The 23,469-nt window shown below is 62.1% G+C and carries 24 protein-coding genes; 18 read left to right on the forward strand and 6 right to left on the reverse strand.

The features are described 5' to 3' along the window. Positions 1-298 precede the first annotated feature (298 nt). From G4G27_RS14385 to G4G27_RS14415, 7 genes are all read left to right on the forward strand, one after another. Complete coding sequence (locus tag G4G27_RS14385) at positions 299-1,711, forward strand: DUF5681 domain-containing protein (RefSeq protein ID WP_210275203.1); 1,413 nt, start codon at positions 299-301, stop codon at positions 1,709-1,711. A 38-nt stretch (positions 1,712-1,749) separates the two neighbouring features. After that, entirely contained in the window at positions 1,750-1,971 is a 222-nt protein-coding gene (locus G4G27_RS14390; RefSeq protein ID WP_183109296.1) for a hypothetical protein, read from the forward strand. 122 nt (positions 1,972-2,093) lie between these two features. Beyond that, positions 2,094-2,402, forward strand: coding sequence for a hypothetical protein (locus G4G27_RS14395; protein ID WP_210275204.1), 309 nt, complete (start codon positions 2,094-2,096; stop codon positions 2,400-2,402). Positions 2,403-2,517: 115 nt separating this feature from the next. Then, positions 2,518-3,468 carry a patatin-like phospholipase family protein gene (locus tag G4G27_RS14400; RefSeq protein WP_183109298.1) on the forward strand — a complete coding sequence of 317 codons (951 nt, stop codon included), beginning with the start codon at positions 2,518-2,520 and terminating at the stop codon, positions 3,466-3,468. Between the two features lie 104 nt (positions 3,469-3,572). Then, positions 3,573-3,989, forward strand: a complete 417-nt coding sequence (locus G4G27_RS14405; protein WP_183109299.1) for a hypothetical protein — start codon at positions 3,573-3,575, stop codon at positions 3,987-3,989. A gap of 112 nt (positions 3,990-4,101) precedes the next feature. After that, on the forward strand, positions 4,102-4,485 hold the full coding sequence (locus G4G27_RS14410) for a hypothetical protein (RefSeq protein WP_183109300.1): 384 nt from the start codon (positions 4,102-4,104) through the stop codon (positions 4,483-4,485). After that, complete coding sequence (locus G4G27_RS14415; RefSeq protein WP_183109301.1) at positions 4,482-4,652, forward strand: hypothetical protein; 171 nt, start codon at positions 4,482-4,484, stop codon at positions 4,650-4,652. The genes G4G27_RS14410 and G4G27_RS14415 overlap by 4 nt, the downstream gene beginning before the upstream one ends. 27 nt (positions 4,653-4,679) lie before the next feature. On the opposite strand, the gene G4G27_RS14420 is transcribed toward G4G27_RS14415, so the two are convergent. After that, positions 4,680-6,578: an asparagine synthase-related protein gene (locus G4G27_RS14420; protein WP_183109302.1), complete on the reverse strand. Its 1,899-nt coding sequence runs from the start codon at positions 6,576-6,578 to the stop codon at positions 4,680-4,682. A 459-nt stretch (positions 6,579-7,037) separates the two neighbouring features. Here G4G27_RS14420 and G4G27_RS14425 point away from each other — a divergent pair, with 459 nt between their 5' ends. From G4G27_RS14425 to G4G27_RS14435, 3 genes are all read left to right on the forward strand, one after another. Further along, a complete protein-coding gene (locus tag G4G27_RS14425; protein WP_183109303.1) occupies positions 7,038-7,760 on the forward strand; it encodes an alternative oxidase in 723 nt (240 codons plus the stop codon). A 148-nt stretch (positions 7,761-7,908) separates the two neighbouring features. Beyond that, positions 7,909-8,391: a hypothetical protein gene (locus G4G27_RS14430; RefSeq protein WP_183109304.1), complete on the forward strand. Its 483-nt coding sequence runs from the start codon at positions 7,909-7,911 to the stop codon at positions 8,389-8,391. Next, entirely contained in the window at positions 8,388-8,831 is a 444-nt protein-coding gene (locus G4G27_RS14435) for a MucR family transcriptional regulator (RefSeq protein WP_183109305.1), read from the forward strand. Before G4G27_RS14430 ends, G4G27_RS14435 begins: the two co-directional genes overlap by 4 nt. A gap of 517 nt (positions 8,832-9,348) precedes the next feature. Here the strand turns inward: G4G27_RS14435 and groL are convergent. From groL to G4G27_RS14450, 3 genes are all read right to left on the reverse strand, one after another. Next, positions 9,349-10,992 carry a chaperonin GroEL gene (gene groL, locus G4G27_RS14440; RefSeq protein WP_183109306.1) on the reverse strand — a complete coding sequence of 548 codons (1,644 nt, stop codon included), beginning with the start codon at positions 10,990-10,992 and terminating at the stop codon, positions 9,349-9,351. A 52-nt stretch (positions 10,993-11,044) separates the two neighbouring features. Continuing rightward, entirely contained in the window at positions 11,045-11,332 is a 288-nt protein-coding gene (gene groES, locus G4G27_RS14445; protein ID WP_183109307.1) for a co-chaperone GroES, read from the reverse strand. Between the two features lie 193 nt (positions 11,333-11,525). Then, positions 11,526-12,929, reverse strand: a complete 1,404-nt coding sequence (locus G4G27_RS14450; RefSeq protein WP_244624340.1) for an MATE family efflux transporter — start codon at positions 12,927-12,929, stop codon at positions 11,526-11,528. 190 nt (positions 12,930-13,119) lie between these two features. On the opposite strand from G4G27_RS14450, the gene sppA reads away from it, so the two are divergent. From sppA to G4G27_RS14475, 5 genes are all read left to right on the forward strand, one after another. Continuing rightward, the gene (sppA, locus tag G4G27_RS14455) at positions 13,120-14,997 is read left to right on the forward strand and encodes a signal peptide peptidase SppA (protein ID WP_183109308.1); all 1,878 of its coding nucleotides are present in this window, start codon (positions 13,120-13,122) and stop codon (positions 14,995-14,997) included. Next, positions 14,994-15,554 (forward strand): GNAT family N-acetyltransferase, encoded by a 561-nt coding sequence (locus G4G27_RS14460; protein WP_183109309.1) that lies wholly within the window; start codon positions 14,994-14,996, stop codon positions 15,552-15,554. Before sppA ends, G4G27_RS14460 begins: the two co-directional genes overlap by 4 nt. A 206-nt stretch (positions 15,555-15,760) precedes the next feature. Beyond that, entirely contained in the window at positions 15,761-16,642 is an 882-nt protein-coding gene (locus G4G27_RS14465; protein WP_183109310.1) for an AraC family transcriptional regulator, read from the forward strand. A 314-nt stretch (positions 16,643-16,956) separates the two neighbouring features. Then, entirely contained in the window at positions 16,957-17,250 is a 294-nt protein-coding gene (locus tag G4G27_RS14470) for a hypothetical protein (protein WP_183109311.1), read from the forward strand. An 83-nt stretch (positions 17,251-17,333) separates the two neighbouring features. Further along, a complete protein-coding gene (locus G4G27_RS14475) occupies positions 17,334-19,361 on the forward strand; it encodes a hypothetical protein (RefSeq protein ID WP_183109312.1) in 2,028 nt (675 codons plus the stop codon). A gap of 361 nt (positions 19,362-19,722) precedes the next feature. Here G4G27_RS14475 and G4G27_RS14480 read toward each other — a convergent pair whose 3' ends face one another. Both G4G27_RS14480 and G4G27_RS14485 read right to left on the reverse strand, forming a co-directional pair. Beyond that, on the reverse strand, positions 19,723-20,085 hold the full coding sequence (locus G4G27_RS14480; protein ID WP_183109313.1) for a hypothetical protein: 363 nt from the start codon (positions 20,083-20,085) through the stop codon (positions 19,723-19,725). A 153-nt stretch (positions 20,086-20,238) separates the two neighbouring features. After that, entirely contained in the window at positions 20,239-20,871 is a 633-nt protein-coding gene (locus G4G27_RS14485; RefSeq protein WP_183109314.1) for a trimeric intracellular cation channel family protein, read from the reverse strand. Between the two features lie 919 nt (positions 20,872-21,790). Between G4G27_RS14485 and G4G27_RS14490 the strand changes: the two genes are divergently transcribed. From G4G27_RS14490 to G4G27_RS14500, 3 genes are all read left to right on the forward strand, one after another. Beyond that, positions 21,791-22,105 carry a glycine zipper 2TM domain-containing protein gene (locus G4G27_RS14490; RefSeq protein ID WP_183109315.1) on the forward strand — a complete coding sequence of 105 codons (315 nt, stop codon included), beginning with the start codon at positions 21,791-21,793 and terminating at the stop codon, positions 22,103-22,105. A gap of 74 nt (positions 22,106-22,179) precedes the next feature. Next, positions 22,180-22,608 carry an OsmC family protein gene (locus G4G27_RS14495; RefSeq protein ID WP_183109316.1) on the forward strand — a complete coding sequence of 143 codons (429 nt, stop codon included), beginning with the start codon at positions 22,180-22,182 and terminating at the stop codon, positions 22,606-22,608. 263 nt (positions 22,609-22,871) lie between these two features. Then, on the forward strand, positions 22,872-23,435 hold the full coding sequence (locus tag G4G27_RS14500; RefSeq protein WP_183109317.1) for a glycine zipper 2TM domain-containing protein: 564 nt from the start codon (positions 22,872-22,874) through the stop codon (positions 23,433-23,435). Positions 23,436-23,469: the final 34 nt, after the last annotated feature.

Raw genomic sequence — 23,469 nt, forward strand, 5'->3', positions numbered from 1 at the left:
CTGGTTTTCGCGGTGCCGGCAGCCCGTGGTTACGGGAGTTTTTGCGGCAGATGTTTTTTGGCGCGTTGCACGGGAAATTACGGGAAATCCTACGCGAGTTTCGGCGCACGGCCGCGGGAATATCGGCGGCGCGGTTACGGGAAAACGGGCAAGTGGCGGGACGGGCATGATGACCTGGCTCGATTCAAACGGTTCGCCGGATGGGCTTTACCGCACGCGAAATGCGGTTGCGGGAAAGGCAGACATGACAGTGGCAGAGAGCAAGTTGAATCGCGTCGAACCGGCGGAAGCGGAAGCGATGAGGGCAGAAACGGCGGGGGCGGTAGAGAGTGCGGCGTCGTGCGACGATGCGGTGGGCCATGGCAAGCCGCCAAGGGAGCATCAGTTCAAGAAAGGCAACCGGGCCAGCGTCGAGGGCAAAAGGCGCAAGGTGAAGGCGGCCGAGGAGGTGGTGCCACAATTGCCCAATGAATCGGTCCACGGGATGCTGATGGCCGAGGCGATGCGCATGGTGCGGGTCAAGGCGGGCGGGCGCCTGGTCGAGATCCCCGCGATGCAGGCGGCGTTCCGCGAGATCGCGATGAAGGCGGCGCGCGGCAACCGGCTGGCCGCCGCGACGCTGGCGCGGCTGATCATGCAGTCGGAGGCGGCGGAGGCGCGTGCGGCGGCGCTGGCGCCAGTGAAGCCCGCCGCGCCCTCATGGGCGGAGCTGGAAGCGCGCCGGGCCCGGGCATTCCAGTCCGAAGAGTTCAAGGCGGCCGAGGAATATAAGGAAGTCTGGACGCAAGTGCTGACCAAAACGGCGAAGCTGAAGGCCGAGCTGACCGCTCCGGTGCCGCATCCGGACGAGGTGAGGATTGGCCGTGTGCAGGGCACAGCGGACTGGCCGGGCGCGCAACCGGACGAGATGCTGTCGCTTGACGGGCTGGCCGCAACGCACGCCGAGCTGCAGGCAGACCTGCCGGTGCGGCGCCCGGCGATCGAGGCGATGGTGGAGAGCTATGACAAGGCGGCCGCGTGGTGCGAGTGGTTCGCGTTGAACGATATCCGCGACCTGATCGCCGATCACCTGCCCGAGCGCTATGCCGGGCAAGTCCAGGCCGATACGCGCGCCGCAGAGGTGCGGGCGCGCGACCGATCGTTGCGATCGATGGCGGAACACGACCGCCGGCAGCATGAACGTCGGATCGAGATGGACGCCGCCGCCGCGGCGCGCGCGAAAGCGGCGCGCGCGCTGGCGTTGTCGCGCGACTGGTCCGAAATCCGGCGCGATGGAGATGAGGAAGCGGCCGGCGATGGCACGGAGCGCATCGCGCGCGTCGCGAAGCCGGTGTCGAAAATCACCGGCCCGGCGCGCACCGTGGCCGAGGCAAGCGCATATCGGGCGGCGTGGCTGGAGGTGCTGAAGGCCACCGAGGAAATGGAGTATGATTTAAAGCCGGTGCCACCGCCCGAAGACGTGATCATCAATGCGGCGGCGAAGACAGTGACCTATCGCGTGCCGCCAGAGGCTGGCCAAGGCGCGACGCTGAACAGCATGCGCGCAACACTCGCCACGCTGAAGGAGCTTGCGATGACGCACGAGGGCGCCATGGGTTTGCACGCCGAGCCGTACCACATGTTCATCGCGCAGCGCAGACGCGACAATGCGTTGAAGCTGTGCGCGGTGATCGAGCGGCATCTGGCGGGGGTTGAGGCGGGGCGTGGGTGATCAGGGGGCGTTTGGTATTCGGATAAGTGGCATGGGCGGTGTACCGCGTCCCGCCCGCACCGGGCCGGCGCGCCACGCTGGACAATCTGCGTGCGACTCTGGCCGCGATGACGGCGGCGGCGGTGGAGCATAATGGCGACATGACCTGCGCCGCGTTGCCGCATTTCGAGGCGATCGAGGAGCGCAAGCGCGACGAGATGCTGGCGTTGTGCGCGGTGGTGAAGTGGCATTTGGCTGGGGCTGAGGATGGGGGTGGGTGATTTTTGGGGGAAGGTCGATATCGGTACGGCGCTAAAATCGGCGACGGATGTCAGACGCCTATATCGGGTCGTGATCCATCATCGATGTGGTCGCGATCGAGGCACTTGCAGACCTTTCCGCGATGCGCGAAGTCACGGATATGGCATTAACCGACCCTTTCAAAGATCCGCTTGGCACGATACGCAAACAGCCGCCCAGCGTCTTTCGTCGCATTGCACGCTGGTGGGCCGTTCTGGGTTCTCTTCTTGTGGTCCTCGCTGGCACAATGGCCATTGCTCATTATGGTTATGGCGTCCCGATTTATGATGAGAATACAGGAAAAGTAATCGACCCCAAACTAGCCGCTGCGCTGATCATCGTGCTTGGATTGGGCGGATTTTTATTCGCCGTCGCCGGCACGTTGATCCTCCGGGCATCGCGCACCAGGTAGGTCAAGAAAGCGAGTATCAGGCTTTCGAAAAAATTGACCGCGCTGTTGATTCCCATCACTTGACGGCAAGATCAATCAGCGTGACTATTTGTTGGAGTCCTTGGAGGGCGACACGATGACGTCCAGGCTGGCGATTGTCTTGAGTGGCGGTGGAGCGAAGGGCGCTTTCCAGGTCGGCGTTCTGGACGCACTTGTGAACGTACGCGGTGTCAAACCGGCCATTGTCGTTGGAACATCCACTGGTGCCATCCAGGCGCTTGGTGTTGCTCAGAATGATGTCACCGGCCTTAAGGACATGTGGCTCGCCCTCAAGAATTCCGAAGATATCTACAAGAAACGTGGCGGCGTTGCCGGTGCGGTCGTGTTTGGCGAGAAGGCGATTTACAACGCAGCCCCGCTGAAAAAACTTCTGCGGAAATTCGCCGACCCGGCCAAGCTTGCGGCTTCGGACATCGACATGCAGCTGGGCGTGGTCAGCCTTCAATCCGGTGAATTTCGCACCATCGACAAGACGGTCCCCAGCATCGACAATTGGGTCTATGCCAGTTGTGCGATGCCGGTCTTTTTCGACCCGTTGCAGACATCGGATGGTCAGCAATGGGTGGATGGCGGGGTGCGGGACGTCACCCCGCTTGGCGCGGCCCTGAAGCTCAATCCGACCGGCGTGCTGGTCGTGCGGGCATCCCCGGTGAGCAACCCCGCGACCACCAGGAAATTTGGCGGACTGATCCCGGTGGGCCTGCGGGCGGTAAACCTTCTTCAGTCGGAGGTTTCCCGAAACGACCTGGCGAATACGTCACTCATCAACGACATGCTCGCCGCGCGCGACCAGATGTTTTCAGGCCTTGAGGCAAAGGGCATGTCGGCGACCGAAGCCAGCGCGCTGTTGCTGCCGCTCGACAAGCAGATCTCGGAGTATCGGTTCGCACAGGTGCGCGTCATCGAACCAAAAGAGGAATTTTCCGACACGCTGGAATTCGATCCCGCCAAGATCCGACGGGCGATTGATGCCGGGCGCGAGGCGGTTGACGAGCAATGGCCGGTGATTGAGGCACTGACGCGGTAGAAATAACAGCGATAGTGCAATGATCGACTCGGCCAGTTGGCATGGCCAGGTTGAATTTAGTGAACTGTCACCGTTACCCATTCAAGAATGATCTGGGATCCACGATGAACTACCGTATTACATTAGCAATCTTCGTAGCTATTTTCTCCACTGGATGTAGCGCCACCGATAAGGCCCCGCAAAGCCATCAAGCAGAATTTGATGTCATATATAGCGATTTTGGAGTGGACCCGATCACCGGGTACCATGAGGAAGAGATCGAGCGCGTCGGATGTAGGTATAAGATCTCCGCAGATGATTTTGCGTCACTAATTATTGGACGCGCAAGTGATAAAGAATATTCCAACACAGACATTAAGGCCGAAATTATATCCGATAATCAAGAAAGAATGTACGTAGATGATTCAGGTGTTCTGAAAAGATCGTCAGGATATTTCAAAATCAATATCGAGAAATTTGAGAAGGTACTTGTACTCACGAAACCGTGCGACATCGAGAAACCTTCACCACCCCGGCCGTGATCCGGAATTAGACGGCGTCAAAGGCGCTCTACGTATTTCCCGTCACTGAGCGTGTCACGCCGTTCGGGCTATTCAGGCGATCATTCGAACTGCTGGAAAAAAGAAGCTCCTTATGGTCAACGCCGTGATTACGGTGACACGTGCAACAACCGCTTATCTCGCGCTACCGACGGGAGGTGATGCGAATAAGGGGGTTATTGCACGTGTCACCGAACGAGAACCACGTGTCACCGAACGAGAACGACCAAAACTCACTGAATGGGCGGACGAGTGCCTTCGGATCAATCACCTCGACACATTGGTGCAGAGAGAGATCAAGGCCGGGACCCTGATTCGTGCCGCCGACCCGAGCGAGCGAGCGAGAGTTGCCGCGTGGCGGCTGTTCAACGAAATGATGTCGAGTTTTGAGGTTAAAACACTGTCCTTGTCCCCTTCTGGCGCTGTAAACCCCGGCGTGATATTGATGCCGCAACAGGGTGGAGGGCGCGCATCGTGACGGAAATGGAAGCAACGACCAATCGTTCCGGTGGATCGATCGAGACAGCGCAGCGCAAGCCATGGTCGTCGCCCAAGGTGATCGTTTCGACCCTGCGCGACAGCGAGGCGAACGTCACGCGCTTTACCGATGGATCGACCCCGTTCTTCGGCCCTTACGGAAGCTGAGCCGCGCGGCGCGGGTCGCATCGCGCCTCACTCGTTGCTCGAATCGAACCAGCCGATGAAGCGCGCCAGCGTGGTCATGCGCGCCGCGACATAGAGCGTCGCATGATCGGGCCGTTTGCGCTCGTCCGCGTCCGCGATCATGCGTTCGACCCGGTCCAAATCAAGATAACGAGACAAGCGCCCACCCTGGTCGAGCCGCCGTGCCTCGGCGAGCGCCGCCGGCGCACCATGCTTTACCATGCGGAACATGTCCGGTTGTTCGGCGTCATTGCCCGGCGGCCGTTTCAGCAGCTGTTCCGGCAGGATGTCGGCAAATGCCTGACGCGCCAGATAGCGTTCCAGCCCATTCCGAAAATCAAGCGATTCCGGGATAGCGAGGCCCAGTTCGACGACCCTCTTGTCGTGGAAAGGCCGGGACAGTTCCAGTCCGTCCGCGGCCGCAAGCGTCGCATGGAGCGGCTGGCTCCGGGTGACCTTGCGCAGATGATGCAAGCTGGCGTCGCGCCAGCGGTGATGCCTTACCCGCGAATAGCGCAGCCGCCCGAAATCGATCGCGCCGCCCCCCCGCAACGTGTCGGCAAAGGCGGGGTTGATCGGCCGGTCGCGCCACGTCGCCGCCGCGCGCCGCGCCGCGTTGAACCCCTGCACCGGCAACAGCGCCGGGATGACCTCGTGGCGCAATATCGCCAGCCATGGCCACCCCGTGGCGCGCGCGCGCATGCGGAATTCGCGCACAAATCGGCGCAGCTTGCCGCGCCTCAGGATTCGTCCGAGCAATGCCCCGCCAGTGATATTGACGGTATAGTCGCCGCCATGCCCGTCGAGCACCAGGCGTGCGCCGGTCGACGCCGCGATCCGGTACATGCCGTGCCGGACGTGAGGATTCCCGGCGCTGTCGTCGGTCGCGAAAAACGCGGCCTCGATATCGGTGAACATGCCCTCGTCGCCGCGGACATAGTGGCGCAGATCGAGGAATGGAAAGGGCCGGAACGCCTCCACCGCCGCGCGCGCGTCGCGCACCGTCCGGCGCTCGCCTTCGCCCAGCACCGACGCCACCGCGACGATCCGGCGCCCCGTCCCCGCGACGATCGGCCCAGCGATGGCGGCGATGCTGCCGCTGTCGAAACCGCCGCTGAAACAGAGCGCCGGCGCCTGGCCGAGCCGGCGCACGCGGCACGCCACCGCTTCGGTCACCACGGCGCGATAGGCGTCGAGATAATAAGCCTCGTCATGGCCGAGATGCGCGGGGGACGCGTGCGGCTCCCAATAGACGCGGCGCGACAGCGTCCCGTCCGCGGCGAAGCGCATCGTCGTGCCACCATCAAGCGCGCAGATCGAGTCGTAGATCGTCTCGCCTGGCGGAAGATCGATCGGACCCAGTATCCGCCGCCCGATGCCGGCGTCCGACAGGCGGCGCGGTACGCCCGCGACCGCCCAGAGCGCCTTCACTTCGCTGGCGAAGGCCAGAAAGCCGTCGCCATGATGATAATAAAGGCCGCGCTGGCCCATGTGATCGCGGCCAAGCAGCAAGGTCCGCGCTCGGGCGTCCCAGATCGCAAAGGCGAAATCACCGAGCAAATGCGCGGCGAAATCCTCACCCCAATGGCGATAGGCGGCGAGCAGCACCGCGCTGTCCGACATGTCGCGAAGTTCGGCATCGGTCAGGCCGAGCTCCGCCGCCAGCGTTTCGCGATTGTCGATACGGGCATCCGCCACGAGCATCAACACACCGTCGCGCACCGGCTGCGCCTCAAGCCAGTCCTCCTGATTCACCCGCATCAGGCAATGGCCCATGGCCGCACTGCCCTCGACCGCGGCCTGCCGCCGGTCCGGGCCGCGATGCGCCAATATGGTCCCCATGCGCTCGATATCGCGTTGCGCGACCGAGTCGCCGTCGAACCGAACGATCCCGAAAATCGCACTCATGTGCTGCGGGCGATGCGCAAGCCTTCGCAGAGGCGATCAATCATGCCCGGCGATAACATTCCGCCCACGGGCTTGTCATCCCCGGCGGCTTGCGTCGGGGGAGCTTTCGGGGACACAATACTAAAGAATTTAGTATTGTGTCCCCGAAATTCTAACGGTCCTCTGGAACCTGAGGCGGCAGCAGGATAACCGGCTACCGGAGCGATTGCGCGCCACGGTCGCCGGGTCCGTCCCAAGCGCGTATGCCTCGCGGCTTCCGGGGTCCCGGTGGCAGTCCACTAATTGCCACCGGCGCATGGACAAGCAACCGCGCGACAAACGGTCAGGGATTCAAACGTTTCGGCCATAGGAGCGCCACGCCCCTGTCGAAGGCGCTCTACGTATTTCCCGTCACTGAGCGTGTCACGCCGTTCGGGCTATTCAGGCGATCATTCGAACTGCGGAAAAAAGAAGCTCCTTATGGTCAACGCCGTCCTCAAGCCCGACACAGATGCACTGGCCGCGGAGCGTGCCGCGCAACCGGTCGTGCATCATCAGCCAAAGGGCTTTTCCGACCATTTCGCCTTGAGCTTCACCAAGTTGCTGCGGTTCAGCGCCGATACCTTTTTCGCCAAGCGTTACGGCCATCGCGCGATCGTGCTGGAAACGGTCGCGGCGGTGCCCGGCATGGTCGGGGCGATGTTCACTCACCTGAAATGCCTGCGCCGGATGCGCGACGATGAGGGCTGGATCCGCACCCTGATGGAGGAGGCGGAGAATGAGCGCATGCATTTGATGACCTTTATCGAGATCGCCAGGCCGACCTGGTTCGAGCGCATGGTGATCCTGTCAGTGCAGGGCGTGTTCCTGATCGGTTTCTCGATCCTGTACCTGCTCTCCGCGCGGACCGCGCACCGCGTGGTCGGTTATTTCGAAGAGGAAGCGGTGACCAGCTACACGCTTTACCTGCAGGAAATCGACGAGGGTCGTTCGCCCAATGTGCCCGCACCGGCGATCGCCCGGCATTATTGGAAAATGGCCGACGATGCGACGCTGCGCGATGTCGTGCTGCTCGTGCGCGCCGACGAGGCGCATCACCGCGACGTCAACCACGGCTTTGCCAGCACCATCGCCGGTACGCCGGTCGACCGGATCAACGCGGCTTACCCGCCCCATGCCAGCGACCTGGCGGTGGGCGGCTAGGCTATCCCCCGCGCCGTGACCGCGCGGATGTTCAGGACCGTGATCCGTCGGGGTGATGGCAGGCGTCACCGCAATGCCGGCGACGTTTAAAGGCGCGGCCATGCGTGCAAGCGTGTATCAGGGCGGATCACGACATGAGAGCGAGGCCATGGCCGACGACACAATCGACGATATCGCGGCGCGGCTGGTGGCCAAGCGCGCAGCCAATCTGGTGAGGGCCCGGGAGCTTCAGGCGCAGCGCGACCGTGCGGAAGCGGTCAAGGACTCCACCCCAGCGGCGCAAAAGCAGCTCTGGGACGCGGTGGAGGCGCGGATCGACGATTTCCTCACTGGCCTGAACGCAAAGCTGCTGGCGGCCGATATCCGGATTTCATTCGCGCCGATCGAACAGGCGCCGGGCGATCGGATCGTGGCGCAATATCGGGCTCGTTTCGACCGATCCTCGCAAGGGGTGGATCACAGGATCGGCACAGTGTTTCACGCTGGTATCGACGGCGTGACGCGGATTTATATTTCCAATCCCGATGACGAACATCCATTGGCGACGTTCGAATTCCGCACCGAGACGATCAGCGAAGCACAGATCGAAACCGTGTTTTCGCACTTTCTCAAACTGGGCGAGATACAATGAACAACGAAGACCTGCTGGATTTCACCGCCGAAATCGTCGGATCGCATGTGGCAAATAATTCGGTCGCGGTGAATGACGTGCCGGGCCTGATCACCAGCGTCTATGACGCGCTGAGCGCCCTCGGCGCGCCGGTCGAAGTCGAAGCGCCGATCCAGGCCCCTGCCGTATCGATCCGATCAAGCGTGAAGCCTGAATCGATCACCTGCCTGGAATGCGGCGGGGTGCAGCGGACGCTCAAGCGCCACATCAACACGTCGCATGGCCTGACGCCCGACGGTTACCGGGCGAAGTGGAACCTGCCCGCAAGCTATCCGATGGTCGCGCCCGCCTATTCGGCGAAGCGGTCGGAAATGGCCAAGAGCCTGGGCCTGGGTCGCAAGGCGGGACAGAAGGCGCCGGCGAAGCGGGCTGCGCGGCGGAAGTTGGTTGTTGTCAGTTGAGGTGATGGCGGCGGTGCGTTTCGTTCGCGCCTAGCACGAGAGCAAACCACACACCCATTCGAGCAACTACGCCGCAAGCCATATAACCCCACAACAAAAAAGGCCGGGGATCGCTCCCCCGGCCTCTTCTTTGTGCTTCGAGCGGCGCGGGCCCTTCGACTGCCTGCAAGGCAGGCGCTCAGGATAAACTACGCCTGCGCTGTCGTCGGTCGGGAGCTTCGGGGACATGGGAGTTTCGGGGACACAATACTAAACTAATTAGTATTGTGTCCCCGAAACTCCCTCGCGCCCGACTTGATCCAAATGGGGGCTCGATTTGTCGTGGCTGTCCTGATGCGTGACGAAAAAGGGGCCGGAGATTGCTCTCCGGCCCCTTCTTTGCGTTGTTCGGTGTTTGGCATGGGCGCGGGCAAAGCCCGCGCTTTCGTCGGACGGGATCGGCGGCTTGCACCGCCGACCCGCCGGCCGGACCGGAACGAGTCCTGATTTAGCTTTCGCTAAATCAGGCCGTTCGCGGTCAGAAATCCATACCGCCCATGCCGCCCATGCCGCCGCCGCCCATGGGCATGGCAGGCTTGTCTTCCGGCAGTTCGCTGATCGCCGCTTCGGTGGTGATCAGCAGGCCGGCGACCGAGGCCGCGTCCTGCAGTGCGGTGCGGACGACCTTGGTCGGGTCGATCACGCCGCTCTCGACGAGGTTTTCATACTGGTCGGTCTGTGCGTTGAAACCACGGGTTTCGTCGTTTTCACGCAGCAGATTGCCGGCAACAACCGCACCATCGACACCAGCGTTCTGGGCGATCTGGCGCAGCGGCGTCTCGAGCGCCTTGCGCACGATGTCGATGCCGCGGGTCTGGTCGTCGTTCGCGCCCTTCAGGCCGGCAAGAGCCTTGGTGGCGTACAGCAGAGCCGTGCCGCCGCCGGGGACGATGCCTTCTTCGACCGCTGCGCGGGTTGCGTGGAGAGCGTCGTCGACGCGATCCTTGCGCTCCTTGACTTCGACTTCGGTCGAACCGCCGACCTTGATCACGGCAACGCCGCCGGCGAGCTTGGCAAGACGCTCCTGGAGCTTCTCCTTGTCGTAATCGCTGGTGGTGTTCTCGATCTGCTGGCGGATCGCGTCGGTACGGCCCTTGATCGCGTCATGGTCACCGGCACCATCGACGATGATGGTGTTGTCCTTGTCGATCGTGACGCGCTTGGCGGTGCCGAGCATGCCGATCGTGACGCTCTCGAGCTTGATGCCGAGGTCTTCCGAGATCATCTCGCCCTTGGTCAGGATCGCGATGTCCTCAAGCATCGCCTTGCGGCGATCGCCGAAGCCAGGCGCCTTGACCGCTGCGACCTTCAGGCCGCCGCGCAGCTTGTTGACGACGAGCGTGGCGAGAGCCTCACCCTCAATGTCCTCGGCGATGATCAGGAGCGGACGGCCCGACTGAACGACGGCTTCCAGAATCGGGAGCATCGCCTGCAGGTTCGCCAGCTTCTTTTCATGGATCAGGATGTACGGATCGGCGAGTTCGACCGACATCTTTTCCGGGTTGGTGATGAAGTAAGGCGAGAGGTAACCACGGTCGAACTGCATGCCTTCGACGACATCGAGTTCGAATTCGAGGCCCTTGGCTTCCTCGACGGTGATCACGCCTTCCTTGCCGACCTTTTCCATCGCTTCAGCGATCTTCTCGCCGACGACGGTGTCGCCATTGGCCGAGATGATGCCGACCTGAGCGATTTCCTTGGTGCCCGAGACGGGCTTGGAGCGCGCCTTGAGATCCTTGACGACTTCGATGACCGCGAGGTCGATGCCGCGCTTCAGGTCCATCGGGTTCATGCCGGCCGAAACCGACTTCATGCCTTCACGGACGATCGCCTGCGCCAGGACGGTCGCGGTGGTCGTGCCGTCGCCGGCGATGTCGTTGGTCTTCGAGGCCACTTCGCGCAGCATTTGCGCACCCATGTTCTCGAACTTGTCGCGGAGCTCGATTTCCTTGGCGACGGTGACGCCGTCCTTGGTGATGCGCGGTGCGCCGAAGCTCTTGTCGATCACGACGTTGCGGCCCTTTGGCCCCAGCGTGACCTTTACCGCGTCGGCGAGAATGTCGACGCCGCGCAGAATGCGTTCACGCGCGTCACGCGAAAATTTTACGTCCTTGGCTGCCATGTGAGGCTACCCTTTCGAAAATTGAAGTTGAGTGTTTGGAGGCGGAGAAGGTTCAGCCGACGATCCCGAGGATGTCGGATTCCTTCATGATCAGCAGATCTTCGCCGTCGACCTTGACCTCGGTGCCCGACCATTTGCCGAACAGGATCTTGTCGCCGGCCTTGACGTCGAGCGGGGTGATCTTGCCGTCATCGGCGCGGGTGCCGGTGCCGACAGAGACGACTTCGCCTTCCTGCGGCTTTTCCTTGGCGGTTTCCGGGATGATGATCCCGCCTGCCGTCTTCTCTTCCGCTTCTACCCGGCGGACGAGGACGCGGTCGTGCAACGGACGAAAGTTCATGCGCGATAGTCCTTTTAGTAGTGATTCTGAATCGTTGTTAGCACTCGCCATCGGTGAGTGCCAGCACGGCGCATATGTGTAGCGGGCCGGCGATCGTCAACCGGCTTTGCGATAAAAAGGTGCCTGGGCGGTGCAGTTTGAAAATTCGCGGAAGAGCGAATTTCAAGGCGATGGCGCATTTTCCAAACAGCTCTTAAGCCGGGAGAAGCCCAAACCGGCCGCGTGCCGACCAGCGCCACAGCAGCAGCACCGAGACCGCGAGCAAACCGGCGGCGAGGCCGAGCCAGATGCCGACGCCTTGCATATGAAAAAAGAAGCCAAGCAGGATCGCGGTGCCGAAGCCGATCACCCAATAACCGAATGCGGCGATCAGCATCGGCACGCGGGCGTCCTGCAGCCCGCGCAATATGCCCGCCGCGACCGCCTGTGCGCCGTCGACCAGCTGGAACAGCGCGGCGATGGCGAGATATTGCACCGCAAGCGAGACGACGACCGCGTTGGCCGGGTCATGGACATCGATATAGACGCCGACGAACAGCCCGGGCAGCGCGAAGATCAGCGTCGCGGTGACCACCATGAAACCGATCCCGACGCTGAGCGCGGCGCGGCCAGCGCGCGAAATCCATAAGGGGTCGCGCGCGCCATAGGCCATGCCGACGCGGATCGTCGCCGCTTGCGACACGCCGAACGGCACCTGGAACGCGACCGCCGCGATATTGAGCGCGATCGCGTGTGCGGCAACCTCCGCCACGCCGATCAGGCCCATCAGGATCGCCGCCCCGCCGAACAGGGCGCCCTCGAACGTCCAGGTCAGCGCGATCGGCACGCCCAGGCGGACGATTTCGAAGAAGCGCGGCCATTCGGTGCGCCACCAGCGCCCGAACAGCCGATAGCGGCGCAAATGCCGGTCGGTGAGCAGGATCACGACATAGGAGAACATCATCACCGTCATGGTGATCACCGTGGCGATCGCCGATCCTTCGAGGCCAAGCGCGGGGAAGCCGGCATTGCCGAACACCAGCAGCCAATTGCCGATGATCGCAACGCACAAGGCAAGCGCGGTGACGGCAAAGGCCCAGCCAGGCCGGCCCAGTGCGGCGGCGGTCGTGCGCATGACGGCGGCGGCGATGCCGGGGACCAGCGCGAACAAGGCGATATCGAGAAACGCGCCCGCGCGCCGCGCCACCGCAGGGTCCTGCCCGGCGGCGAGCAGCAGCGTTTCGCCATGCGCGAGGATAATCAGGAAAGGCAGCGTGCCGAGCAGCGCGAGCCACAGCGCCATGCGGAACGAGCGGCGCACGTCGCGCACCGCGTGGCGGCGGCGGCCCAGTTCGGCGGCAATGATCGGCGCGGCCGCGCTGGTCAGGCCGATCAGCGCGAACATGATGACGTTGAACATGAACACGCCGAGCGTGGCGGCGGCAAATTCGACCGTGCCGAGCCGCGCGACGAAGATCACATCGACCCCGGACACCGCCATCTGCAGCAGATTGGCGCCGACCAGCGGCCCGGCGAGCCGGAGCAGCGCGCGCAGTTCGTCCCGCATCGTTTGCGGCACGCTCTCGGGGCCGGCGGGCGGCGGGGAAATCGCAGTCATCGTCACGTCGCCGCCCTATCGGGCAATCGCCGGCGCGTCACGTTCGATACGGGCATGTCGGGCGATACGGGCATGTCGGGCGGGAAAGGCCGGATCGGGCCGTATTGCATCTATAGTACAGCCGTTTACTCCCGCGCCGTCATGCTCTAGCGGTGCGGCTCTATCTCGCGCCATCATGGAGAGCGCACGAATGAAATTGGTTCGAGGCGCCTGGAAGATCCTGGTCGGCATCAAGGACGCGCTGGTGCTTGCCGCCATGCTGTTGTTCTTTGGCCTGTTGTTTGCGGCCCTGGCCGCCAAGCCGAGTCCCGCGACGATCCGTGACGGCGCGCTGGTGCTTGCGCTGAGCGGCTCGATCGTCGAGCAGCCGACCGAGGCGGATGGCTTTGCGGCCTTTGCCGGCGGCAGTGCGCCGGTGAAGGAATTCCGCCTGCGCGATGTGGTGCGCGTGCTCGACAAGGCGAAGGACGATGACCGGGTCAAGGTCGTCGTGCTCGATCTGGACAGCTTCACCGGCGGCTACCCCGCCGCGCTGAACGAAGTCGCCGACGCGGTCCGCCGCGTGCGCGACAGCAAGAAGCCAGTGCTCGCTTATGCCACCGGCTATACCGATTCCGGCTATCGCCTCGCCGCCAATGCCAGCGAAATCTGGATGAACCCGATGGGTGGCACGCTGTTCACCGGCCCGGGCGGGAGCCAACTTTATTACAAGGGCCTGATCGACCGGCTCGGCGTCAACGCGCACATCTACCGCGTCGGCAAATACAAGTCGTTCGTCGAACCCTATACGCGCAGCGACCAGTCGCCCGAGGCGAAAGAAGCAAGCCAGGCGCTGTACGGCGTGATCTTCGACCAGTGGAAACAGGCGATCGCCAAGGCCCGGCCCAAGGCCAAGATCGACGCGCTGCTGATGACCCCCGATGCAGTGGTCACCGCCGCGCAGGGCGACATCGCCAAGGCCAATCTCGACGCCGGTATCGTCGACAAGCTCGCCACGCGGATCGATTTCGACAAGCGCGTGGGTGAGATCGCCGGGACCGATACGGGCAAGATCGCGGGCAATTTCCGCACCATCAAATACGATAATTATCTCGCCGCCAACCCGTTGCCGAGCGGCGGCGACGCGATCGGCGTGCTGACCGTCGCCGGCGAAATCGTCGACGGCAAGGCCAATGCCGGTACCGCCGGTGGCGACACGATCGCCAAGGCATTGCTCGACGGGCTCGCCAAGAAATCGCTGAAGGCGCTGGTCGTGCGGGTCGATTCGCCGGGTGGATCGGCGCTCGCGTCGGAAACGATCCGCCGCGCGATCCTTGAGGCCAAGGCGCAGAAACTGCCGGTGGTCGTGTCGATGGGTTCGGTCGCGGCGAGCGGCGGTTACTGGGTGGCGACGGCGGGCGACACGATCTTCGCCGAACCGACCACGATCACCGGATCGATCGGCATTTTCGGGATCATCCCGACATTCGAGAACACGCTGGCCAAGATCGGCGTGACGTCGGACGGGGTGCGCACCACGCCGATGTCGGGTCAGCCCGATATCGTCGGCGGCACCACGCCGGAAACCGACCGCGTGCTGCAGGCGGGGATCGAGAATGGCTATCGCCAATTCCTCGGCCGCGTCGCGGGCGCGCGCAAGATGAGCGTCGAGCGCGTCGACGAAATCGCGCAGGGCCGCGTATGGGACGGCGGCACCGCGCACCAGCTCCACCTGGTCGATCGTTTCGGCACGTTGCAGGATGCGATCGACTTTGCCGCGAAACAGGCCAAGCTCGACCCCGCAAAGGTCCATGCGGTCTATCTCGAAAAGGAACCCGGCTGGTTGTCCAAACTGGTCGCGAACTGGGGCGGCGGAGAGGATGAGGACGAAGCCGATGGCGACGTCTTCGCGCGGATCGGCGCCGACCGCCAGGCGGTCCTCGCGCGCGCGCTCGGCGATATGCGGCGGCTGACCAGGACGTCGTCGATCCAGGCGCGTTGCCTCGAATGCGTCGGCATGGGCCCGGCATCGCCGAGCCGCGACGACCTTCGCCTGATGGACATCTTGCTCGCGAGGTTCACCAAATGATCGTGATCAGGGCAGCGCGGCCCGAGGATGCCGCCGCGATCGCCGCAATCTATGCGCCGCACGTGCTCACCGGCACCGTGTCGTTCGAGACCGAAGCCCCCGACACGCGCGCGATGCGCGGCCGGATGGCGGCGTCCGAGGGGCTTTACCCGTGGATTGTCGCGACCAATGGCGATGAGGATGGCGGGGTGATCGCCTATGCCTATGCGACGCGTTTTCGTGACCGCCCGGCTTATCGTTATGTCGTCGAAACCTCGATCTATGTCGCCGGCACGGTGCAGCGCCAAGGTGCCGGCCGGCTGCTTTATGAGGCGCTGATCGACACGCTGCGCGCGCAAGGCTTCACCCAGGCGATCGGCGCGATCGCCTTGCCCAACGAGGGATCGATCTCGTTGCATGAAGCGGTCGGCTTTCGCCGTGCGGGCGTCTATCGCGAGGTCGGTTACAAGAACCGCCAATGGATCGATGTCGGTTTCTGGCAATGCGAGCTGAACGACGCGGTCGTGCCGCCGATCGAACCAAAGCCGTTCAGCGAAGTGGGCGTGGTGCGGGTTTAGGGCACGTCGGTTTGAGTGGAATCTCCCCGTTTCTGTTCGTTTGGTAGGACCAAGCTCGAAAAGCTCTAGCGTCGGCTAGGGTGCGAATCCGGCGCGCCTGTAAGCAGTTGTTGGCGGGCGCCGGTTGACCCTCGCCAAACCGCAAGATCGGTCGAGCGCGTGATATCCGTGAGCGCCTAGCTGGTGTCGCCACGGAGGACAGGACGATGAAGGCGGCGCTTGAAAACTATCATGCCCGGATGCAGCGAGTGCTGGACCATATAGACCGGCATCTTGACCGTGATCTGGACCTGGAAGCGATCAGCGGCGTCGCGGCTTTTTCCAAATATCATTTCCACCGGCAGTTCATGGCGACCTTCGGGTTGTCCGTACATCGCTATATCCAGCTCGCCCGCATGAAGCGCGCTTCGTACCGGCTGGCCTATAGGGACGCCCAAAGCGTCACGGATATAGCGATGGATGCCGGTTACGACGCACCGGATGCGTTCGCCCGCGCCTTTCGGCAACGGTTCGGACAATCGCCTTCGTCGTTCCGCAAATCTCCCGATTGGGAGCCGTGGCTTGCGGCCTTCGGGCCTCTCGACAACGCCAGGAGCAAGCTCATGCAGAAGATTTTTACCCCCAACGACGTGACGATCCGCGATGTATCCCCGACACCGGTGGCGATCATGGAGCATCGGGGCGACCCGGCGACGATCGGCGCCACAATCCAGCGCTTCATCGCGTGGCGCAAGGCCGCTGGCCTGTCCCCCAAGACAAGTCCGACCTTCAATGTCTTCCATTCCGATCCACGCACCACGCCTCCGGTCGAATACCGGATGGATCTATGTGTCGGCACCGATCGGCTGGTTGAGGCGAAAGGCGAGAAGATCGAGACCGGCATGATCCCCGGCGGTCGCTGTGCGGTGCTGCGCGTCGTCGGCAACACCGACAATCTGGAGCCCGCCGCGCTCTACCTTTATCGCGACTGGCTGCCGGCCAGTGGTGAGGAAGCGAGGGACTTCCCGATCTATTGCCAGCGCCTCGCCTTCTTCCCGGAAGTGCCGGAGCATGAGGCGGTCGCGGAACTCTTTCTGCCGCTGAAATAGCGCCCTCGGACGGCGGCTTGTCCCTTCCGATCGGCAAGCGGTTACCTGCGCCGCCGACCCGATCGGAAGTGTTGCCGCCGAACGCCGGCCGCGATAGGCTGGCAGGGCGAGCCGGAAGTGGATCGCGCGCGCGCGATGTGAGCTGAACGACGCGGTCGTGCCGCCGATCGAGCCCAAGCCGTTCAGCGAAATGGGCGTGGTGCGGGTTTAAGGTTGGTTGGGTGGTGACGCCGTAAATTGGTGCGGCGGTTATAGACCCGGTTGCAGGCGTTCCCGCACCTGATACCAATGGTACGTACGCTTGGAGGTTGCCGGTGCGCGCGTATCGATCGTTTTGTCTTTGGGCAGATGGGATGCAGGCCGGAAGCTCGGGCTCCGATAAACTCATTTACCTCATGGGGGTCATCCCGATGTTTGCCGTCCCCTTGATCGGGGAATGGTGGTTGATTCCCGCTTCTATTTTCGCCTTTGCCTGGATGGCTTTCCTTTTGTGGCGCTTCTGGGTGATGGCCAGAACAGGTTATGTCGGAGGTGATCTATCGGTGCTTCGCGAAGCCGAAGCTATCGAGAAGAAGCGTTCGAGCGATCCGCCCACAAACGGCGACTAGGCGCCCCTTCCGGTCATCGGCGGGCTATGCCACTCCAAAAATTAACGGCTTCCGCGTAGCCAAAACACGGCTGGGGGCATTCTATGATTTCGATTTCGTCAAAGCGCTTCGGTGAAGACCTTGAGATTTTCGAGGTGAAGAATGAAGCTGGGGAAGTTTGGGCATTCGAGCCGGAAGAAGATGGGTTAGGCTGGGGAAGCGGCCACGAACACGTGTGGATTGGTAGTCCAACTCAGATTTTTCGCATCTACCATGTCGCGTCGCGTACCAAGACCGCAGAAATCTCCCTGCCGCGACAAAGCCAGAAGTTTCGAATGCTTAAAGGAAGCGCCGATGGAAGCCGTCTGTTTGTGCTTGATCCTATCGATGCCGATCAGTCCACCACTCTACACGTTATAGACCTCGCCGCTGGAAGAATTGCCGCAAGCCATACAGGCCTGCCGGGCTTCACATCGGTCGTTCCAATCGAATGGCCTGATGGGCGATTATTTATTTGGAACCTGAAGCGCCCCGATCACTCAGGAATTTCCGTCGCGACCATCGATCCCGCAAGCGGGGAAAGGGTCATCGAGATTTTAAGTACAGGACCGGCGTGGGATAGAGTCGTGCCGTCGAGTGACGGCGAGTATTTGCTGCGTCCCGATCCTTGCGCACTTGGCCTAAAAAGTGTCGGACGCAATCCGAGCAAGCTATTTGGTTTTCGGCACGGGTCGGGTGGCGATGGGCAACGATATTATGGCGTTGTATGGCAGGTCTGGAAAACAGATCCTCTCCGTTTTGTCAGGCGGATAGTCGTCGCTTGGTTGAAACCGGAGGAAATGCGGGGATCATTCGGCTTTCAACATGAATACGAACCCGATGAAGCGTTGAAATTGACGCGCGAAATGTGGGACGTCGTTGCGAGCGTCATGGCTGATACAAACTCCAATCCGGGAGTTGGGGCACCATCAAGAAGCTCATTCCCGAAAGAACTCGTAGCTGACGACGCGATGTGGCGACGGATTTATAACAGCTTCGAAAACCTCGGAACATCCGGCGCAGAATTCAAAGCCTGGGAAGATGATGGTGAAGCATTTTGGGTCACGACAAACGGGTATCTCTCTCGTGTAGGGATTGACGGCACTATTTCGCCCAGACTTTATTTTGAGCGGCTAGGCTTAGCTGCCAACACGACACCGCCATGCGCAGTAGAGCCTTCGTCGATCCGGCCGTTGAGAGATTATAAGGCCCAGGCGGAATTCAGCTCGCGTGGGGAGGCGCCGGGCGGCAGCGCCATCGTCGATGGCACGCCATCGGATGAGATTGTAAGGGCGATATCGCAAGGTGACGATCATTGGCGTGAATCGCCAAAGGCTATTCCTATACCTCCAGACCCACGAGGAAACCGGATCGATATTCCGCTGTCAGACTGGTCAAATGCCGCAATTGCACGCGCGATAGACGATCTTACGGCAGAAATTACACCCGATCTTGCTCGTCGCGCCGACGATTATGAGATCGCACTGAATTTCAAAAGCGCCGGGAAGCTTATATCAGAAGCCGAGTTTTTCGACCGCCTGCCCCGTGACCGTGCCAATTTGGGGCCTGCGTTGCGCCGCTTGGTCGATCAGTACGCCGCCGCCGCGCTTCAAAGCGAATTTCTTTACTCCAACACCACCAACGGACACGGCTTCCTGTCAGGCGCCGTCCTGACGTTGGGGCTGATCGACCCGGAAGCGCTACCGACAGTGCAAGCTTATGGTCGCGTTGTCGATCGAGAGCATGAATACCAATTCGCTGGCCGGGTCGTGCCTGCGATAGTCCAAGCGCATGGCTGGTCCGATGTCATGGTCGATTTTGTGTTTTGGGTGATGATCCGAAACTATTTCAATACGCTCACGGATTTTAACGCGATATGGACGGAATGGGGCTTGCGAGACGCGTTGGACTCACGCGACCCAATTGCTTGGGCGCAAAGGGTTGTTGGCGCAAATCGACGTGCCTTGACCTCCGGAAAATTTGCTGCCGGACGGCGAAAGGGAGGCTTGAAGCAGCTTGGCTCTGACGTGCCGAAGCCTCACGATTCTTGGCTCGCGACATTTCTGAAGGAGGCCGACCGCCTTTTGAAATGACACCTGGCATCGATTTGCCTGGGCCTGCCGTAAAACACATGATTGTCGCCATAGCTGGCCTGACTGATCGCGGCCCCGCCGCCCGTGCAGAATTCACCACCTTTGGTCGTTCGCGGGTATGACGGGGACTCGATCGAAACAGGCGCAGCGCTAACGCCGCCCGCGATAGGCCGGCAGGGCGAGCCGGAAGTGGATCGCCGCCGCTGGCAAGGCAAAGCTGGCCGGGTCGCGATAATGCCGCCGATCGAACCCAAGCCGTTCGGCGAGGTTAGCGTGGTGCGGGTTTAGGGTTGGCTGGGATGTGAAGGGCGTAAAGTGATGTGGTCGCTATCTGCCCAAGGCAGATGTCCGCGCGAAAGTGTCACTGGACGGTGAACGTGACCTCGTCGCAAAATATGCGAACAGCGAACCCGTTGATGAAGCTGAGGTGAAGGCCTTCCGGCTCCTGTCGCTGAGCCATTTGTTCGTCGAGGAATGATAGCCAGTCACACTCTTCGTCAAAATATGCGATTTCGATACCTTCGTCGTCGATGCGCGTCGCGATTGCGCAGAGATCGTTGAACGCCAGGCGCACGTTGCCATCACAACTGAGGGTTACCGTCGACGGTAGACTATTCGGGTTGATGGCGTAGTCGTTTCGCTTGAATCGCAGTTCGACCGCGCTTCCGCTGAGGTCCGTGCCAAAGAGCTCAAGGTCATAAGCATTATGAAGGTCGATGAGCATGTCACCCCATTTTACGACTGACACGCCATCGAACTGGAAATTCCGTCTCAAGGACTGCCTCCCTTAAGGTCAACCATGGGCGAAACGACGACCGCTTTCCACCACTTCCGGCCATTCGCCGGTATGGCGGCTGATCCGAATCGCAGCGATGCGCTAGCGCCGCCCGCGATAGGCCGGCAAGGCGAGCCGGAAGTGGATCGCGGCCGCTCGTAACGCAAATCCGGCCACAGTCGCGATCGTTGCGGCGATGGCGACCGGGGCGCCGAGCAGGACCAGTCCGACGTATAGCGCCGCAGACAGCGCCGCCGCCGTCACATAAAGTTCGGGCCGCATCAGGATCGACGGCTCGCCTGCCAGCACGTCCCGGATGATGCCGCCGACACAGCCGGTGACCACGCCCATCAGCGCGGCCGGGATCGGCGGGATGCCATAGCCGATCGCCTTGGCCGCGCCGAACACGGCATAGGCGGCGAGCCCGACCGCGTCGAACCAGTCGAGCGCGGCGTCCTTCCACCAGCGCTGCGGCGTCACCCAGATGACGAACGCGACCAGCAGACACACTGCGGCGTAGCGGCTGTCGTGCATCCAGAACACCGGGGCACCGATCAGCAGATCGCGCACCGTGCCGCCGCCGACCCCGGTGACCAATGCGAAAAAGGCGAGCGTGACCATCGTCTGCCCGCGCTTCGCCGCGGCGAGCGCACCGGATGCGGCGAACACGGCGAGACCGGCGATGTCGAACCAGGGGGCAAATTCGGGCAGGACGTGAGTGGCGACTGGGAGCATGGCCACCTCTCTATCAAACCCCTCCCCTTCAGGGGAGGGGCAAGGGGGTGGGGCAGCGGCGATCCGGGGCTCGATGCCCCGATCGCCGCTATGGGCCTGACGCAACGAGTCTTTTTCAGCGCGCAGACGCGCGCACCCATTCCCTACCCTCCCTTGAAAGGGAGGGGCTTGAGAAATTGCTGCCCCCAAACGCAAATAGGGGCCGGCATTGCTGCCGACCCCCTGTCGCCGCGCCTAGATTCGCTTGACCTTCCCGAAGGAAAATCCGCGCCGTCCGGTTTCGGCGGCCCCGCTCCACCTTTCGCCGCGGACAGCGACAGGCTTTGCGGTTCGGTCACCGGGGCCGGATGCGACGATCTTGCGACCATCGGCAAACCGGCCTCGGCGGCCAGCTCAAGTCAGGATCGAAACCCTGTCTCTCGCCTCGGCCACTCTCTTTCCGGATCCGTCTCGTTCATCCCTAAAGACAAACGCGCGATCTTCCGGCCTTCCTGCAGCCAACGCCCATCTCCATCACAAGGACATCGAAGGACGCCTGGAACACCTGCCTCGCCTCTTCCCGACCGCCACCGCTTTCACGGCTTTGCTCGACCGAGCACTCAACCTGCATTCCGCCGAATTCGCCAATGGTTTCCTTGCGGCACCTGTTCGCTCCTTCGACATAAGCACTTGATGTTTCTGCGATTTCTCGCTTCCGCATCCCCTGCTTACAGTCATGAAGGTGTCATCGAATCCGAGTCGCGCCAACAGGAAAACGACAGTGCGCGGTTGTGGATAACGTGGATAACGTGGATCGATTCCAGCCTGCATCGCTGACAATCGCCGTAGATGAACGGGTCGTTGTTTTCGGTTCATGCAACCTCAGTTAGAAACAGAGCGTTACGGACCCGGTATTGATTCAGGATAAGGGAGAAAACACATGCGTAGTTTCATCATGGCGCTTAGCGCCGCATCGCTCGTCATTCCGGCCACCATGGTCTTTCCGACCAGCCAGGTGGAAGCGAAGAAGAAGCATTACCAGTATCGCGAATGGCGTGGTCGTGACGGCCGCACGCATTGCCGCAAGCCCGACGGCACGACCGGCCTGATCGTCGGCGCAGTCGGTGGCGCATTGGTCGGTCGCACGATCGACACGCGCGGCGACCGCACGGTCGGCACGCTGGGCGGCGCGATCGCCGGTGGCCTGCTCGGCCGCGAGATCGATCGCGGTGGCAGCAGGCGCCGTTGCCGCTAAGCGGTTAAAGCACCACTTAAGAGGGCGCGGCATGATTGCCGCGCCCTTTTTCGTATCTGCAAAGGACAAACGCCATGACGACACGCAGCGGATCGGCCCGGTATGAGGGCTTCGGCAAGGACGGCAAAGGCCATGTCTCGACTCAGTCGGGTGTGCTTTCGGACACTGTCTATGGCTTCAACACCCGTTTCGGCGACGAACCCGGCACCAATCCCGAGGAATTGATCGCCGCCGCGCATGCCAGCTGCTTCACCATGGCGCTGAGCTTTGCGCTGGCCCGTGCCGGTTTCAGCGAGGGTACGCTGGAGACGAGCGCCAAGGTGACGCTCGACAAGGACGGTGACGGGTTTTCAATTACGAAGTCGGCGCTGGACCTGAAGGCGACGATCGACGGGATCGACGCGGATCAATTCGCGGAGATTGCGGCGGATGCCAAGGCGAATTGCCCGGTGTCGAAGGTGCTGAATGCCGAAATCACGCTGACGCATAGTTTGAATGCGTGATGCCTCCTAGTAGCCCCTCGCTTTATGGGAGGGGTTGGGGAGGGTTCAGCGGCGGACGGGGCTCGATGCCCCGGTCGACGCTTCGCGCCGAGCGATAGCTTCGCGATCGCACCCTCCCCCGACCCCTCCCATAAAGGGAGGGGAGAAGATAAAGGGAGGGGAGAAGATGACGCTGAAGTGAACGGCCTGTAGTTTTCGGTTCACGCAACCTCGACAGGCCGGTGCGCGTTTAACCCGCACTGTTCACGACCCAAGGAACGCTTATGCGTATCGCAATTCTCGCCGCCATCGCGGCGATCGCCCTGCCCGCCGTCCCGGCAATGGCGCAATCCAACCCACGTGAAGCCAATCGCGAATACCGCGAGGACTCACGCGATGCGCAGCGCGAGTATCGCAAGAATCTGCGTGATGCCGATTCACGCAAGGATGTGCGCGAAGCGCGCCAGGAATATCGCGAGGATGTCCGCGATGCCCGGCAGGATCGCCGCCGTGCGACGCGCGATTGGCGCCAGTATCGCAACTATGACTACAACCGCTACGAGCGCGGCCAGCGGACCTATTATGCCGACCAATATTATCGTGACGGCCGCTATTATCAGCCGCGCCGGTTGAGCCGCAACGACCGCATCTATCGCGGCAGCAACGGGCGTTATTATTGCCGCCGCAACGACGGCACGACCGGCCTGATCATCGGTGGCATCGCCGGTGGCGTGCTCGGCAACTCGATTGCCAATGGCGGGTCGAAGACCATCGGTACGCTGCTTGGCGGCGGTGCGGGCGCGTTGCTCGGCCGGTCGATCGATCGCGGCCAGGTCAATTGCCGCTAAGCTTTAATCAAGCAGAATGAGAAAGGGCCCGGTG

This window comes from Sphingomonas sp. So64.6b (genome assembly GCF_014171475.1).
GTDB lineage: Bacteria > Pseudomonadota > Alphaproteobacteria > Sphingomonadales > Sphingomonadaceae > Sphingomonas > Sphingomonas alpina_A.